Here is a 15622-nt window from a genome sequence, read left to right on the forward strand (position 1 = left end):
GGCGCCCTTTGATCTTTGCGGGTAGAGTGCTTTGCGTCAAAGGCTTTAGCTATTGGCGATCAGCTCTGACTGGGCCACGATGACTTCGGCCTGTTTGATCGAGGCGATATCGACCAGGCGGCCCTTGTAGACGGTTGCACCTTCGCCATTGGCCTTTGCCTGTTCCATCGCGGCCAGAATTTCGCGGGCCTCTGCGACGGCGGTTTCAGAGGGGGTGAAGACCTCATTGGCAAGGCTGATCTGCTTGGGGTGGATAGCCCATTTTCCCACCATACCCAGCGTGGCCGAACGTTTTGCTTGTGCGATATAGCCCTCATCATCTGAGAAATCGCCAAAGGGACCATCCACCGGCAGCACCCCGTGGGTGCGACAGGCGGCGACAATGGCGGCCTGGGCCCAGTGCCAGGGGTCGGACCAGTGCTTTTCGCCGCCGTGCAGCATGTAATAGTTTTCCTGGGTGCCACCGATCCCGGTGGTCTGCATTCCCATCGAGGCGGCAAAATCGGCCGCGCCCAGCGACATGGCCTGCATCCGGGGCGAGGCGGCGGCGATCTCTTCCACATGGGCGATGCCCGCAGCCGATTCGATGATGACTTCAAAAGAAACCGGTTTGCTACGGCCCTTGGCGCGTTCAACCGCAGTGACCAGCGCATCCACCGCATAGACATCTTCGGCACAGCCCACCTTGGGGATCATGATCTGGTCCAGCCGATCACCGGCCTGTTCCAGCAGGTCAACCACATCGCGATACCAGTAGGGCGTATCCAGTCCATTGATCCGCACCGACATGCATTTATTGCCCCAGTCAATGGTGTTCAGGGCCTCGATGATATTGGCGCGGGCAATATCCTTGTCGGAAGGGGCAACCGAATCTTCCAGGTCCAGGTTGATGACATCCGCCGCCGAGGCCGCCATTTTGGGGAACAGTTTGGTGTTGGAGCCGGGGCCAAACAACTGGCAGCGGTTTGGGCGGGCGACTGGGCTGGGCTGAATGCGAAAGCTCATAGAGGCAATCCTTTGGGTAAGGAAATTACGATTTGATCCCGCAAAGTGGTAAGAAATTGCGCGCGGCCTTGCAACCCTTACTTTGCAGGCGCAGCATTTTCTGTGCGGCATGTGCGCAATAATCGGCAGTGGGGCGCAGGGATCGGCGGTATTTTGAATAATGATCGAATATTCTTCGATTATTTACATCGATTGTGCTGTATTCTCCCAAAACTACTACGCTGCAAAAGCAAAAACGGGACCGCATCGCTTTGCCCTTCAACTAGAATCGCCCAGAACTAGAAATCCTTTGGAGGGCCCGAGATGATCGAGACACCATATCTGTTGTTCCTGGGCGATGCGCCCGACATGCTGGCTGCCAAGGTTGCGATTGGCATCCGTGACTGGCGCCCTGACCATGCGGTGGGCCAGATCCGTCTGCCCGGCTGTGGCGCGGATCTTGGCCTGACCGAGATGACCCTTGCCGAGGCCAAGGCGGCCGGCGCCAAGACTCTGGTGATTGGCGTTGCCAACCGGGGTGGGCTGATTTCTGCGGCCTGGAAAGAAGTGCTGATCCAGGCGCTGGAAATGGGCTATGATCTGGCATCTGGCCTGCACAACTTGCTGCGCGATGAAGGCGATCTTGTCGCTGCAGCGCAGACCTATGGCGGTACCCTTCACGATGTGCGTGTGCCCACCGTTGGCTATCCGATTGCCAATGGCGTCAAGCGCCGGGGCAAACGCTGTCTTGCGGTTGGCACCGATTGTTCTGTTGGCAAGATGTACACCGCCCTGGCGATGGACGCCGAAATGCAGGAACGCGGCATGAAGTCGACCTTCCGCGCCACTGGCCAGACCGGCATCCTGATCACCGGTCACGGCGTGCCGCTGGATGCGGTGGTTGCCGATTTCATGGCGGGATCAGTAGAATATCTGACACCCGACAATGACGACGATCACTGGGATCTGATCGAAGGGCAGGGCTCTTTGTTCCACATCTCCTATTCGGGGGTCACCATGGCGCTGGTGCATGGCGGTCAGGCTGATGCGCTGATCCTGTGCCATGAGCCAACCCGCGCGCACATGCGCGGCCTGCCGGATTACTCGGTGCCGAGCCTGGAAGAGCTGCGCGATGTGGCCCTGCCTCTGGCGCTGCGGGCCAATGCCGATTGCAAGGTTGTTGGTATTTCTGTCAACACCCAGCATCTGACCGAAGAAGACGCGGTGGCATATCTTTCCGAAGTCGAAGCACGTATGGGCATCCCGGCGGTTGACCCCTATCGCCACGGCGCTGGGCGTTTGGTAGACGCGCTCGCCGCGATCTGATCTTTACACGGGGGCGTCTGGGAACAGGCGCCCTTTTTCTGCCTGCTGTTTGGCTCTGCCTACCCTTTGAAAGGATGCGACATGCATATCTCTGTGACGCCCGATGTTTTTAAATTGGCGCAGGTCTTTACCATCTCTCGTGGGTCGCGCACCGAGGCCAAGGTGCTGACGGTTAGGGTTGAACAGGATGGCGTCACTGGCTGGGGCGAATGCGTGCCCTATGCCCGCTATGATGAAACGCTGGAAAGCGTCACCGCCGAGATCGAGGGCCTGCCCGCCGATTTCACCCGCGCCGAACTGCAAGACCTGCTGCCCGCCGGGGCAGCCCGTAACGCGGTGGATTGCGCCCTTTGGGATCTGGAGGCCAAGCAGGCAGGAAAACCCGTCTGGGAACTGGCCGGTCTGCCCGCGCCCGGCCCGGAAATTACCGCCTATACCCTGTCGCTGGCCAGCCCGGACGAGATGCGCAAACAGGCGGCTGAAAACGCACATCGCCCGCTGTTGAAGATCAAGCTGGGCACCCCGGACGACATGCCCCGGCTAGAGGCCGTGCGCGCCGGTGCGCCAGAGGCCAAGATTATTATCGATGCCAATGAAGGCTGGTCGGCCGAAGTCTATGCCGCGTTGGCCCCGCATCTGGTGCGCCTTGGCGTGGAACTGGTGGAACAGCCGCTGCCAGCTGGTGAAGATGACGCGCTGATCGGTCTGGACCGCCCGGTGCCTGTCTGCGCCGATGAGAGCTGCCATGACCGTGCCAGCCTGCCCAAGCTGAAAGGCAAATATGATGTGGTCAACATCAAGCTGGACAAGACCGGTGGGCTGACCGAAGCTTTGAAGCTGCGCCAAGAGGCCCTGGCACTGGGCTATGATGTCATGGTGGGCTGCATGGTGGGATCGTCATTGGCGATGGCCCCTGCGACCTTGCTGGCGCAGGGGGTTTTGGTGACAGATCTTGACGGGCCGCTGCTACTGGCCGAAGACCGCGAGGTCCCATTGAAATTTGACGCCGAGGGTGTACACCCACCGCAGACCGCGCTTTGGGGATAGAACGACCATATAGGCGATCCGGTGGATCCTCTTTGGTGAGGACGGGCAAGGCCCGCAGAGACAAGGAAAATGACATGACCCGCACTGTTTATGTAAACGGCGAATACCTGCCCGAAACCGAAGCCAAGATTTCGATCTTCGACCGTGGCTTTCTGATGGCCGATGGCGTCTACGAAGTGACCAGCGTGCTGAATGGCAAGCTGATTGATTTTGACGGCCACGCGGTGCGTCTGGCGCGGTCGCTGGATGAGCTCGACATGCAGGCACCCTGCACCAAGGAAGAACTGCTGGAGATCCACCGCGAGCTAGTCGCCCGCAACGAGATCGTCGAAGGTCTGGTCTATCTGCAGGTTACCCGTGGGTCGGACGGGGATCGTGACTTTGTCTTTCCCGATCCCGAAACCACCAAGCCGACAATCGTTTTGTTCACCCAGAACAAACCCGGCCTGGCCGACAACCCTGCCGCCAAGAAGGGCGCCAAGATCATCTCTATCGAAGATATCCGCTGGGGGCGTCGCGACATCAAGACCGTGCAGCTGCTCTACCCTTCGATGGGCAAGATGATGGCCAAGAAGGCGGGCGCCGATGATGCCTGGCTGATCGAAGATGGTTATGTCACCGAAGGCACCTCGAACAACGCCTATTTCGTCAAGGATGGCAAGATCGTCACCCGCCCGCTGAGCAACGACATCCTGCATGGCATCACCCGCAAGGCGGTGTTGCGCATGGCAGCTGAGGCCCAGATGGTGGTGGAAGAGCGTCTCTTTACCATTGATGAGGCCAAAGAGGCCGACGAGGCCTTCACCACATCGGCCAGCGCCTTTGTGATGCCGGTGATCGAAATCGACGGCGTCGCGCTGGGCGATGGCACCCCAGGCCCAATCGCCAAGCGCTTGCGGGAAATCTATCTGGAAGAGAGCCTGAACGCGGCGATCTGAATTTCCCTTTGGGAAAACCAATACGACCAATAAAAGGCCAGGCTCCGACGGAGTCTGGCCTTTAGTCATGTCGCCATCTGGTGCAGGTCAAAGGCGGGACGCTTTAGTGACAGTGCACGCGGCCTGTGCTGGTTTGTTTGTGACAACACTGCCCCGGTGGTGATGATTTGCGGCAGCCTCCGCCGTGTTCCAGAATGGTCCCCTCGCCGAGCGTCACTATCGCTGGGTATGAAGAGGGGCTTTGACTAAGGCCGGAGCTGGCCGAAAAACAGAAGGCGGCACAGGCGGCCAGAAAAATGCGCATCTCGTTATCCTTGATAAATATGTAGCGGATGTTCGCGCGATTTAAGGGCTTGTTCAAGCATGGCCACCCGAAACGCGAGCCTTCTGTCAGGCTACCCCTTATCGGTCACGTTTTCCTTGAAGGCGACCTCGAACTTTGCCTGTTTTTCAGGGCTGGCATCAGTCTGGTAGTTGGCTTTCCACTCGTCCATGGTCATGCCGTAGTAGGCCTCGCGGGCTTCTGTCTTGCTCATCTCTATGCCGCGTTCATTGGCGGCTTCCTGATACCAGCGGCTTAGGCAATTGCGACAAAACCCGGTCAGGTTCATCATGTCGATGTTCTGCACATCGGTGCGGTCTTTCATCAGGTGCCTTTGCAGGCGACGAAAAGCGGCGGCCTGAAGTTCGATCTCTGTCTGCGGGTCCATGGTGGGGTCCTCAACTCTGTGCATGCGTCTGCCCCCATTCTAGCAACCCCGATCTGTCGGCACAACGAAGCGTGCCTGGGAAGCGTGCCTGGCGGGCTACATAAGTTTAAGCGCCAGATAGGGCATCAGCGATGTGACAAAGATAAGGATCTTGTAATTGGCCAGATAGGAAAAGTAGCCTCGCTTGACCTCAGCTTCATTCAGCCCCAGCAGGCTGGCGTGCAGGGCTGCCAGCGGATCACGGAAAACCATCAGGATCAAGGTGGTGACCGTCAGAAAACCAAGGTGCAAAACCGTTGTCCAACCAAAGAAGGTGGTCAGAATTTCTGTGAGCGCTGTTCCAGTCATGACGTGCTCCTTTGCAAAAATTGGTGCTCTTGCTCCGTTCAGTCTGGGGGAAACTGCCTGTAGATACAAGGCGGGGCGGGTGTCGTGGATCTGTTACCTGTTGTTGCGAATACCATCACGGCAGTTGCAGCAGAATGGGAATTGGGCGATAAGCCCCACAAAAGCTGTTTGCGGTAACATTTTGTCTGTGTTGCCAGACTATTTTGACAGTGATCATCAAAACCCCTTGAGGAGAAGCCTGATGAAACGCTCGCGCAACGTAAAGATTGTCGCCACTCTGGGTCCCGCATCGGAAACCTATGATACCATTCGGGCCCTGTTCGAGGCGGGCGCCGATGTGTTCCGGCTGAACATGTCCCATGGCACCCAGCCCGAGATTGCAGAAAAACACGCGATCATTCGACAGGTTGAACAGGATCTGGGCCGCTCTATCGGGATCCTGGCTGATTTGCAGGGGCCGAAACTGCGGGTGGGTGTCTTTGCCAATGGCTCGGAGGAGTTGGTGCCAGGGGCTGTTTTCCGCATGGACCTGGATGAAGCCGAGGGCGACCTGACACGGGTCTGCCTGCCGCATCCTGAAATTTTTGCCGCGCTGGAACCTGGTGCGCATCTCTTGGTCAATGATGGTAAGATCCGGCTGAAAGTGCTGTCTTGTGGCACTGATTTTGCCGATTGCGAAGTAATCATCGGCGGTACCATTTCCAACCGCAAGGGCGTGAATGTCCCGGATGTAGAGCTGCCGCTGGCGGCGCTGTCGGAAAAAGACCGGGACGATCTGGAATTTGCCTGCAACCTGGGCGTTGACTGGCTGGCGCTGTCATTTGTGCAGCGCGCCAAGGATGTGTTCGAGGCCAAGGGCCTGGCAGATGGCCGCGCTGCGGTGCTGTCTAAAATCGAAAAACCCTCAGCGATAGAACGCTTTAGCGAAATCCTTGATGCTTCGGACGGGATCATGGTGGCGCGCGGCGATCTTGGGGTTGAACTGCCTGTGGCTGCGGTGCCGCCAATCCAGAAACGCCTGGTGCGCAAATGCCGTGCGGCAGCCAAGCCGGTGATCGTGGCGACGCAGATGCTGGAGAGCATGATTGAAAGCCCGATGCCCACCCGCGCTGAAGTGTCTGATGTGGCCACCGCAATCTATGAGGGCGCGGATGCCATCATGCTGAGCGCGGAGAGCGCGGCGGGCAGCTATCCGATCGAGGCGGTGCAGACCATGGACCGGGTGGCCGTCGAGGTCGAGGCCGACCCAACCTATAGCCAGATCATTTCCGCGTCTCGCTCGGCCAAGGGCGATACCGTTGCCGATGCCATCGTTGCGGCGGCGCGCGAGATCGCCGAGAAAACCGAAATCAAGGCGATCTGCTGCTATACCCAAAGCGGCACCACTGCCCTGCTGACGGCGCGTGAACGTCCAGGTGTCCCGATCATTGCATTGACGCCTTTGGCGCGCACCGCACGACGCCTGGCGCTGAGCTGGGGCTGCTACTGTGTGCTGACCCCGGATCAGTCGCGTTTCAAAGGCGCGGTTGTCGGCGCGGCGCGGGCTGCACGGGCAGGCGGTTTCGCCAATGAGACCGATCAGATCGTGGTGACTGCGGGTGTGCCCTTCAACGTGCCCGGCACCACCAATATCCTGCGGGTTGCGCCCTGTGATGAACGTTTGATTTACAGCACAGACCCAGAGTAGGCTTCACCTTTCGGAGTTTGGTGTTTCGTAGGGGGTGGAATGGATAGTGATCTGGCTTTGATCTTGGGGATCATTCTTGGCGGCCTGTCCATTCCCGCTATTCTTTCAAATCTGAGCGAGAATCGCCCGCCCCGCAGTTCAGCATTCTTGTTGCTGTCAGGGGCGGGCCTTATTGTCTATGCCGTGCTGTCCCATCCCGGTGGCTATCGTATTGAACAGATCCCGGATGTGTTTTTCTCGGTTCTGGGGCGTTTTTTGGGATAATTCGCTTGCCCTTTGCCGGCAGCTTTCGTACATGGCCATCCTGTTCGCGTGGCCGGCCGGAAGTGGCATGCCGAGTCGCGCATAGACCGAACCCGCATTGAAGGAGACGGAAATGCCCAAAATGAAGACGAAGTCGAGCGCCAAAAAGCGCTTCAAGGTGACCGCGACCGGTAAGGTCATGGCTGCTCAGGCCGGCAAACAGCACGGCATGATCAAACGCACCAAGAAATTCATCCGCAACGCCCGCGGTACGGCGGAGCTGTCTGCTCCCGATGCAAAAATCGTCAAGGGCTATATGCCCTACGATCGCTAAGAGGAGTTTGAGACATGTCCCGCGTTAAAGGTGGTACCGTAACCCACGCCCGTCACAAGAAGGTCATCAAGGCAGCCAAAGGTTATTACGGTCGCCGTAAGAACACCTTCAAGGTCGCCCGTCAGGCCGTCGACAAGGCAAATCAATACGCAACCCGTGACCGGAAGCAGCGTAAGCGCAATTTCCGCGCCCTGTGGATCCAGCGTATCAACGCCGCCGTCCGCAGCCATGACGAAGCGCTGACATACAGCCGCTTCATCAATGGTCTGACCCTGGCCGGTATTGAAGTTGACCGTAAGGTTCTGGCCGACCTGGCCGTGCACGAGCCCGAAGCCTTTGGTGCCATCGTGCGCCAGGCCCAGTCTGCACTGGCAGCCTAAGGCTTTTTTGAGCTTCGCAGATCTGAAAGGTCGCTCCTTTGGGGCGGCCTTTTGCTATGGTCGCTGCTCATATGTCCTGTATCTCTGCCTGATGCATCTGCGTGTTGGGTAGGGCCAATCAGCCATAGTCTTCTGGCATCTGGATTGGTCCCAACGCCAGCACTTGCTTTCGCGCGCTCTTGTGGTAGCAGAGCCTAAGCCAAAATTCAGGGGACCGTCATGGACGATCTTAAAGCAAAATACCTCGGGCAGATTGCCGATGCTGCCGATGAAAACGCGCTAGAGACCATTCGGGTCGCCGCCGTCGGCAAAAAAGGCGAAGTTGCACTGAAGATGCGCGAGCTGGGCAAGATGACGCCCGAAGAGCGCCAGGTGGCCGGCCCGGCGCTGAACGCGCTGAAGGATGAGATCAATTCCGCCCTCGCCGCTAAAAAGGTCGGCCTTGCCGATGCGGCGCTGGACGAACGTCTGCGCACCGAATGGCTGGATGTGACCCTGCCGGTCCGTCCCTCGCGTCAGGGCAGCCTGCACCCGATCAGCCAGGCCCAGGAAGAGCTGACCGCGATCTTTGCCGAGCTGGGCTTTTCCGTCGCCGAAGGGCCGCGCATTGATACCGACTGGTATAACTTTGACGCGCTGAACATCCCCGGCCATCACCCCGCACGGGCCGAGATGGACACGTTCTACATGCACCGTGCGACAGGCGACGACCGCCCGCCGCATGTGCTGCGTACCCATACCAGCCCGGTGCAGATCCGTTCGATGGAAAAGATGGGCGCGCCCCTGCGCATCATCTGCCCCGGCGGTGTCTATCGCGCCGACTATGACCAGACCCACACGCCGATGTTCCACCAGGTCGAAGGCCTGGCGCTGGACAAGGATATCTCTATGGCGAACCTCAAGTGGGTGCTGGAGGAATTTGTCAAAAGCTTCTTTGAAGTGGACGACGTCGAGCTGCGTTTCCGCGCGTCACATTTCCCCTTCACCGAGCCATCGGCCGAGGTCGACATTCGCTGTTCCTGGGACAATGGCCAGCTGAAGATCGGTGAAGGCGACGACTGGATGGAGATCCTCGGCTCTGGCATGGTGCACCCCAAGGTGATCGCCGCTGGTGGCATCGACCCCGATGTCTATCAGGGCTTTGCCTTTGGCATCGGCATCGACCGATTGGCGATGCTGAAATACGGCATCCCCGACCTGCGCGCCTTCTTCGATTCCGACCTGCGCTGGCTGCGCCACTACGGTTTCCAATGCCTGGACGTGCCAACGCTGCATGGTGGTTTGAGCCGCTAATATTACTTGTTTCGCGGGGCGCCAGCCCCGCGTCGCGCCCGACCCGCCCCATGGGCGGGCGCGATTGCGCCCACCCCGGTTCGGGCGCTATGCTCTCCTCAAAATTGCATTGATTTGAGGATTTGAGCGAATGGCTTCTGTTGAAGTGATGACGGCTTGCGAGAATGTTTGTCGAGATTTTTCTTGGCTAGGTAAATTCTCCGATTGGGGGCCTGCACTATTGGCAAGCTCTGTCGCCCTGATCATCGCATTTTATGCGTACCCATGGCAAAAAGAACGAGACCGCAAACTGCAAATTCAATTGGAACAACGCGGTGTATATCGTGATTTGATATTCCCACTACACGACGTTCGATTTGCTTTGGAAAAACTTGGAAGTTTCTCAGACTTTGCTGATCTGCAAAAACGTATTTCGTCTGTATTTGAGAGGTTGAATGCCGGAGAAAGACAATTTTTGGCCTCAACGGTACTAATTGATCCCAAGATTGCTAATGAATTCCAACGCTACTTCAGCGAGGCACGTTCGGTCATGTCTGACATTGGAAATGAGCTACAACAACTGCGGGAAACCCAAGACAGCTTGGTTCCCGAGCCTCCAGTGAAAGATGTGAAAGGGGTCTTCAAGGAAGTTTTGGACTGTAGAATTAAGAAATTGGACGCAGCCACTGAGGGTGTCATTAATCGTATAAGGGAAAGCGCTTACGGACTTCAGGGAGAAATTCGGCTTCAAAGCAGAAAGAATAGGAAGCCAGAACAATAAATTGAATAAGCCGGGCCGCTTGCGGCTCGGCACGCGCCTGCCCGCCCCACGGCGGGCGCGTTGCGCCCACCCGGGCAGGAGCGAGCGTGCCTAGGGTTGGGAATGTGCACTACAGTACCACCATGCGCCCTTGTTTGGTGGTCATGACCGGCTTCCCCTCGCATTTACGTCGCAGTCTCAGCCCAGCGTGCCGGGTAGGGCCAGCAAGACTTGCGCCGGGCGTCAATCTTTGTCATTGCCTATGCCTGTATACGCATGGCTTGCCATAGGACTCTTGACCGATGAAATTCACTCTTTCCTGGCTGAAAGATCACCTCGACACTGACGCATCAGTGGATGAGATCGCTGAAACCCTGACTGACCTTGGCCTTGAGGTCGAAGAGGTCAGCAACCCCGGCGATCGGCTCAAGGATTTTACCCTGGGCTATGTGAAACACGCCGAAAAGCACCCGGATGCGGACAAGCTGCGGGTCTGCAAGGTGGACACGGATGAGGGCGAGATGCAGATCATCTGCGGCGCGCCCAACGCCCGCGAAGGCATCACCGTGGTGGTCTGCAAGCCGGGCATGTATATCCCCGGTCTCGACATCACCATTGGCGTCGGCAAGATCCGCGGCGTGGAAAGCTTTGGCATGATGGCGTCCGAGCGCGAGCTGGAGCTGTCGGATGAACATGACGGCATTATCGAACTGCCCTCGGGCGAAGTGGGCGACCGCTTTGTCGACTGGCTGGCGGAAAACCAGCCCGCCAAGGTGGACCCGGTGATCGAGATTGCCATTACCCCCAACCGCCCCGATGCGCTGGGAATCTATGGCATCGCCCGCGATCTGGCCGCGCGCGGTCTTGGCACCTTGAAGACCAAGGATTACGCCCCGGTTGCAGGCAGCTTTGAAAGCCCGATCAAGATCAGCATTGACGAAGACACCCGCGATGGCTGCCCGCTGTTCTCTGGGCGTCTGATCCGGGGCGTCAAGAATGGCCCAAGCCCGCAGTGGCTGCAGGATCGCCTAAAGGCGATTGGTCTGCGGCCGATTTCGGCGCTGGTCGATATCACCAACTTCTTTACCTATGATCAGAACCGCCCGCTGCATGTCTTTGATGCCGCCAAGGTCAGTGGCAATCTGCGGGTGCACCGCGCGGCTGGCGGCGAGATGCTCAAGGCGTTGGACGAGAAGGAATATACCTTCTCGGCCGGACAGATGGTGATCTCGGATGACAAGGCGATAGAAAGCATCGGTGGTATCATGGGCGGCGAAGAGACCGGCTGCACCGACGAGACCGTGGATGTCTTTGTCGAGAGCGCCTTTTGGGATCACGTACAGATTGCGCTCACCGGTCGTGCGCTCAAGATCAATTCGGACGCGCGCTATCGGTTTGAACGCGGTGTCGACCCTGAATTCACCATTCAGGGGCTGCATATGGCAACCCAGATGATCCTGGATCTTTGCGGTGGCGAAGCCTCTGATGTGGTGATCGCGGGCGACGCGCCCGACCACAGCCGCGCCTATAAGCTGGATGCGGAGCGGGTGCAGTCGCTGGTTGGTATGGAAATCCCCGAAAGCGACCAGCGTCAGACCCTGACCCGCCTTGGCTTCCGTCTGGAAGGCAACATGGCCCATGTGCCCAGCTGGCGCCCTGATGTGCAGGGAGAAGCCGACCTGGTGGAAGAGGTGGCGCGCATTGCCTCGCTGACCAAATTGCAGGGCAAACCCTTGCCCCGTATCACTGATGGCATTCCAAAGGCGGTGATGACACCGCAGCAGCGCCGCCAGCAGATGGCGCGGCGCACGGCTGCCAGCCTCGGCTATAACGAAGTGGTCAGCTATACCTTCATCGACCAGCCCTCGGCGACCCTGTTTGGCGGCGGTGATGACGCGACCATGCTGGCCAATCCGATCTCGTCCGAGATGTCGCATATACGCCCTGCCTTGCTGCCAGGCCTGTTGCAGGCGGCGGCGCGCAATCAGGCGCGTGGCTTTATGGATCTGGCCCTGTTCGAGGTTGGTCCGGCCTTTCATGGTGGTGAACCGGGCGAGCAGCATAACCTGATTTCGGGCATCCTGGTGGGGCGTACCGGTCCCAAGGATGTGCATGGCAGCGCCCGCGCGGTGGATACCTTTGATGCCAAGGCCGATATCGAAGCCATTCTTGCGGCCATCGGTGCCCCGGCCAAAGTGCAGATCCTGCGCGGCGCGCAGAGCTGGTGGCACCCTGGGCGTCATGGCAAGATTTGCCTTGGCCCGAAAAAAGTGCTGGGTATCTTTGGTGAATTGCACCCCAAGGTGATCGCCGAGATGGGCGTCAAAGGACCAGTCGTTGCCTTTAGCATCTGGCCCGATGAGGTTCCGTTGCCACGCAAAAGCGGCACCACCCGCGCCGCGCTGGCGCAAAGCGACCTGCAGGCGGTTGAACGCGATTTCGCCTTTGTGGTGGATGCCGAGGTCGAGGCGCTGACACTGGTCAATGCGGCCTCTGGTGCCGATAAGGCGCTGATCTCCGAGGTGCGCATCTTTGATGAATTCATCGGCGGCGCCCTGGGTGAGGGTAAAAAGAGCCTCGCCGTGACCGTGCGCCTGCAGCCCAGCGACAAGACGCTGAAGGAAAAGGACATCGAGGCGGTGAGCGAGAAGATCATTGCCAAGGTGACCAAGGCCACTGGCGGCACTCTGCGGGGCTAGAGCATGTCGCTCGAAAGTGGTTTCCGGTTTCGAGCTATTTGACATGCTAAATCAATAGACGAGAGCCTGTCGCCTGAATGTGAATGATTGCGACAGGCTCTCCTGCCGGTTTGGCGATACCAGATCCAATGCAGTAAAGCGCGCCCTTCGGGGCGCGTTTTATTTTGCCGCAAAGAATTCGGCCAGCAGATCATAGACCAGGCGTATGCGCCGACTGCTGTGCAGCTCACGGTGGGTTGTCAGCCAGACCGGAAAGCGGATGGGGGGCTGATCCGTCAACAGCCGTTCGACGCCGCTGGAGTGTTCGACAACATCATCTGCCATGGCCCCGATGCCAAAGCCCTGCCGGACCAGCTCCCAGGCTGCGAGCCCGCTGTTGGATCCGATGCGAAAATTATCGTGTGTCAGGTGAATGCCAAGCGGCGCAAGAAATTCGATAGAACGCTGGATATCTCCGAAATTTACAAATTCATGAGATGACAGAGCAGCGAGTGAGCCGGGATGCCCCCGGCGAGCCAGGTAACTGGGCGCGGCGTAAAAATGCGCCGTGGCCTCTTGGACCAGACGTGTGATCAGCTCTGGTTGGTCGGGGCGCACATGGCGAATGGCAATATCAGCCTCGCGCCGCATCAAGTCACGGATGTCATTGGCGGCCACGATATCAATGGTCAGGCGTGGGGCCTGTTGCCGTAGCGTCTGCAACACAGGTGGCAACACGAAGGCCGACATCATGTCGCTGGCGGTGATGCGGATTGTGCCTTCGATGGACTGGGCCTGCGCACTGGCGGCAAGGCTGAGCCCATCGGCACCGTCTGACATCTTGCGCCCATGTGGTAAAAGCTCACGCCCGGCATCTGTCAAGGCAAGGCTGCGCCCAAGGCGTTCAAACAGCATGACCCCCAGATCGGCCTCCAGCGCAGAGACCTGTCGGGACAGCGTTGGCTGGGTCAGGCCAAGTTGGCGCGCCGCCGCAGACAGCGAGCCGGTTTCAGCAGTGGCGAGAAAGGCGCGGATATGGGTCCAGTCAGGTTTGTTCATGCAAATATGTATAAGTTATCCCCGAATTTTGGCAATTTATATGTGGTTTCCGTATGGATAAGCTGTGGCCAAATCAGGAGAGACAGAATGAAAACCGACGCGCCGTTCTGGGATAAAATTGCCGCCAAATATGCTGAAGACCCCATTCGTGATGAGGCGGCCTATCGGCAGGCGCTGGCGCGGACCTGCAGCTATCTGAAACCTGATGATCGGGTTTTGGAATTGGGCTGCGGCACGGGCTCGACCGCAATTGAACTGGCGAGCCAAGTGGCCGAGATTACCGTTTCGGATCTGTCACAGGGCATGCTTGCCATTGCGCGGGACCGGGCGGCCGCCGCCGGGGTCGGCAATATCCATTTTCATCAGGGCAGCGTGGCGCAGGCCCCAGAGGGCTCATTTGATGTGGTCTTGGCGCATAACCTTTTACACCTGCTGCCTGATCTGGAGGCAGCGCTGGCGCTGGTCGCTGCGCGCCTGCCAAAGGGCGCTTTGTTCATATCCAAGACACCCTGCCTGGGGGAGACGCGAGGCAGTGCCAAATATTGGTTGTTCAAGGCCATGATCCCGGTGATGCGCTTTCTTGGCAAAGCGCCAACCAGTCCGGTGCATTTTTTCGATATCACCTCGCTTGAAGCTGCGATCAAGGCCGCCGGGTTTGAACTGGTCGAGACCGGCAATTACCCGGTTTCAACGCCGGGGCGCTATATCGTGGCGCGTCGTCTTTGATTTGTGCTCTGGTGTGGTCGGGCGATCCGACATAGGTCTGGGACAAACCAACTGGAGCAGGAGCGCAACATGACACTGAATGTATATCTATCCGGTGAGATCCACACTGATTGGCGTGAACAGATCATCGACGGCGCCAAGGGGCTGGATGTGACCTTTCAAAGCCCTGTGACTGATCACGGGGCCAGCGACGATTGCGGCGTGGCGATCCTGGGCGCCGAGGACAGCAAATTCTGGCATGACCATAAGGGCGCCAAGCTGAATGCGATCCGCACCCGTAAAGGCCTGGAAGAGGCCGATGTGGTGGTGGTGCGCTTTGGTGAAAAATACAAACAGTGGAACGCCGCCTTTGATGCCGGCTATGCGGCGGCGCTGGGGAAATCCATCATCGTGCTTAGCCAGCCAGACCATCAGCATGCCTTGAAAGAAGTCCATGCTGCGGCCCTTGCCGTAGCGGAAGAGCCGCGCCAGGTGGTTGAGATCCTGACCTATGTCCTGGACGGCAGCCTGCCAAACTAATGGGGCTGCAATGATGGAGGTTGCGATGAAGGTGCCAATTCTGGAAACCGAACGCTTGGTCCTGCGGCCACATGCCAGCGCGGATTTTGCCGATCTGGCGGCGCTATGGGCCGATCCCGAGGTGGTGAAATACATCGGGGGCAGCCCCTGCACGCAAGAGATGTCCTGGGCGCGATTGCTGCGCTACATTGGCCATTGGCAGGCCCTGGGCTTTGGCTATTGGGCGATCTGTGATCGCAGTGATGGCCGTTTTCTGGGCGAAGCCGGATTTGCCATCTATCACCGCGAGGTGACGCCAGCCCTGCCTGTGGTGCCCGAGGCAGGATGGCTGCTGTCCCCTGTCGCGCAGGGGCGTGGGCTGGCACGTGAAGCCCTGGCCTGCCTTCACCAATGGGCGGATGAAAACAAGGATTGGGACCAAGCCATTGCGATCATTGATCCGGATCACAAGGCCTCGCTGCGGCTGGCTTCGGGCTTGGGCTATCAGCCAACGGGGATGGCCCGGTATCAGGGCGCGGAAATGCAGGTTTTGACACGCCCTGGACCGACTGCCACATCTGTCTGAAGGCATAGCCCCCAGATATGTCACAAAGATCTGCACCTAGGGTGGC

At 58.6% G+C, this 15622-nt stretch carries 17 protein-coding genes; 13 read left to right on the forward strand and 4 right to left on the reverse strand.

Translation table 11 applies throughout. The features are described from left to right. Positions 1-45: 45 nt before the first annotated feature. Complete coding sequence (locus P2081_RS10705; protein ID WP_278922854.1) at positions 46-1005, reverse strand: L-malyl-CoA/beta-methylmalyl-CoA lyase; 960 nt, start codon at positions 1003-1005, stop codon at positions 46-48. Between the two features lie 303 nt (positions 1006-1308). On the opposite strand from P2081_RS10705, the gene dgcN reads away from it, so the two are divergent. The 3 genes from dgcN to P2081_RS10720 all read left to right on the forward strand — a co-directional run bounded on the left by dgcN (position 1309) and on the right by P2081_RS10720 (position 4295). After that, positions 1309-2310, forward strand: a complete 1002-nt coding sequence (dgcN, locus tag P2081_RS10710) for an N-acetyltransferase DgcN (protein WP_278922855.1) — start codon at positions 1309-1311, stop codon at positions 2308-2310. A gap of 81 nt (positions 2311-2391) precedes the next feature. Next, on the forward strand, positions 2392-3357 hold the full coding sequence (gene dgcA / locus P2081_RS10715) for an N-acetyl-D-Glu racemase DgcA (RefSeq protein WP_278922856.1): 966 nt from the start codon (positions 2392-2394) through the stop codon (positions 3355-3357). 74 nt (positions 3358-3431) lie between these two features. Beyond that, a complete protein-coding gene (locus tag P2081_RS10720) occupies positions 3432-4295 on the forward strand; it encodes a D-amino-acid transaminase (RefSeq protein WP_278922857.1) in 864 nt (287 codons plus the stop codon). A 395-nt stretch (positions 4296-4690) separates the two neighbouring features. On the opposite strand, the gene P2081_RS10725 is transcribed toward P2081_RS10720, so the two are convergent. After that, positions 4691-5005 (reverse strand): DUF1244 domain-containing protein, encoded by a 315-nt coding sequence (locus P2081_RS10725; protein ID WP_278922858.1) that lies wholly within the window; start codon positions 5003-5005, stop codon positions 4691-4693. A gap of 96 nt (positions 5006-5101) precedes the next feature. Beyond that, positions 5102-5353, reverse strand: a complete 252-nt coding sequence (locus P2081_RS10730) for a DUF6868 family protein (RefSeq protein WP_278922859.1) — start codon at positions 5351-5353, stop codon at positions 5102-5104. Positions 5354-5594: 241 nt separating this feature from the next. Between P2081_RS10730 and pyk the strand changes: the two genes are divergently transcribed. The 7 genes from pyk to pheT all read left to right on the forward strand — a co-directional run bounded on the left by pyk (position 5595) and on the right by pheT (position 12728). After that, entirely contained in the window at positions 5595-7040 is a 1446-nt protein-coding gene (pyk, locus tag P2081_RS10735; protein ID WP_278922860.1) for a pyruvate kinase, read from the forward strand. A 39-nt stretch (positions 7041-7079) separates the two neighbouring features. Next, on the forward strand, positions 7080-7304 hold the full coding sequence (locus P2081_RS10740; RefSeq protein WP_278922861.1) for a hypothetical protein: 225 nt from the start codon (positions 7080-7082) through the stop codon (positions 7302-7304). A 112-nt stretch (positions 7305-7416) separates the two neighbouring features. Then, complete coding sequence (rpmI, locus tag P2081_RS10745; protein ID WP_083098539.1) at positions 7417-7617, forward strand: 50S ribosomal protein L35; 201 nt, start codon at positions 7417-7419, stop codon at positions 7615-7617. Positions 7618-7631: 14 nt separating this feature from the next. Further along, entirely contained in the window at positions 7632-7997 is a 366-nt protein-coding gene (gene rplT, locus P2081_RS10750) for a 50S ribosomal protein L20 (protein WP_232402929.1), read from the forward strand. 219 nt (positions 7998-8216) lie between these two features. Next, a complete protein-coding gene (gene pheS / locus P2081_RS10755) occupies positions 8217-9290 on the forward strand; it encodes a phenylalanine--tRNA ligase subunit alpha (protein ID WP_278922862.1) in 1074 nt (357 codons plus the stop codon). A 130-nt stretch (positions 9291-9420) separates the two neighbouring features. Next, positions 9421-10050, forward strand: a complete 630-nt coding sequence (locus P2081_RS10760; protein ID WP_278922863.1) for a hypothetical protein — start codon at positions 9421-9423, stop codon at positions 10048-10050. Positions 10051-10331: 281 nt separating this feature from the next. Next, positions 10332-12728, forward strand: a complete 2397-nt coding sequence (pheT, locus tag P2081_RS10765) for a phenylalanine--tRNA ligase subunit beta (protein ID WP_278922864.1) — start codon at positions 10332-10334, stop codon at positions 12726-12728. Between the two features lie 159 nt (positions 12729-12887). On the opposite strand, the gene P2081_RS10770 is transcribed toward pheT, so the two are convergent. Continuing rightward, positions 12888-13766: a LysR family transcriptional regulator gene (locus tag P2081_RS10770; RefSeq protein WP_278922865.1), complete on the reverse strand. Its 879-nt coding sequence runs from the start codon at positions 13764-13766 to the stop codon at positions 12888-12890. A gap of 87 nt (positions 13767-13853) precedes the next feature. Between P2081_RS10770 and P2081_RS10775 the strand changes: the two genes are divergently transcribed. The 3 genes from P2081_RS10775 (at position 13854) to P2081_RS10785 (ending at position 15576) form a co-directional block, all read left to right on the forward strand. After that, positions 13854-14492 (forward strand): class I SAM-dependent methyltransferase, encoded by a 639-nt coding sequence (locus tag P2081_RS10775; protein ID WP_278922866.1) that lies wholly within the window; start codon positions 13854-13856, stop codon positions 14490-14492. 69 nt (positions 14493-14561) lie between these two features. Then, positions 14562-15011 (forward strand): YtoQ family protein, encoded by a 450-nt coding sequence (locus P2081_RS10780; protein WP_278922867.1) that lies wholly within the window; start codon positions 14562-14564, stop codon positions 15009-15011. A 25-nt stretch (positions 15012-15036) separates the two neighbouring features. Continuing rightward, on the forward strand, positions 15037-15576 hold the full coding sequence (locus P2081_RS10785; protein WP_278922868.1) for a GNAT family N-acetyltransferase: 540 nt from the start codon (positions 15037-15039) through the stop codon (positions 15574-15576). The last annotated feature ends 46 nt before the right edge of the window (positions 15577-15622 follow it).

Origin of the sequence: Pseudophaeobacter profundi (genome assembly GCF_029697505.1) — a bacterium.
Classification (GTDB): domain Bacteria; phylum Pseudomonadota; class Alphaproteobacteria; order Rhodobacterales; family Rhodobacteraceae; genus Pseudophaeobacter; species Pseudophaeobacter profundi.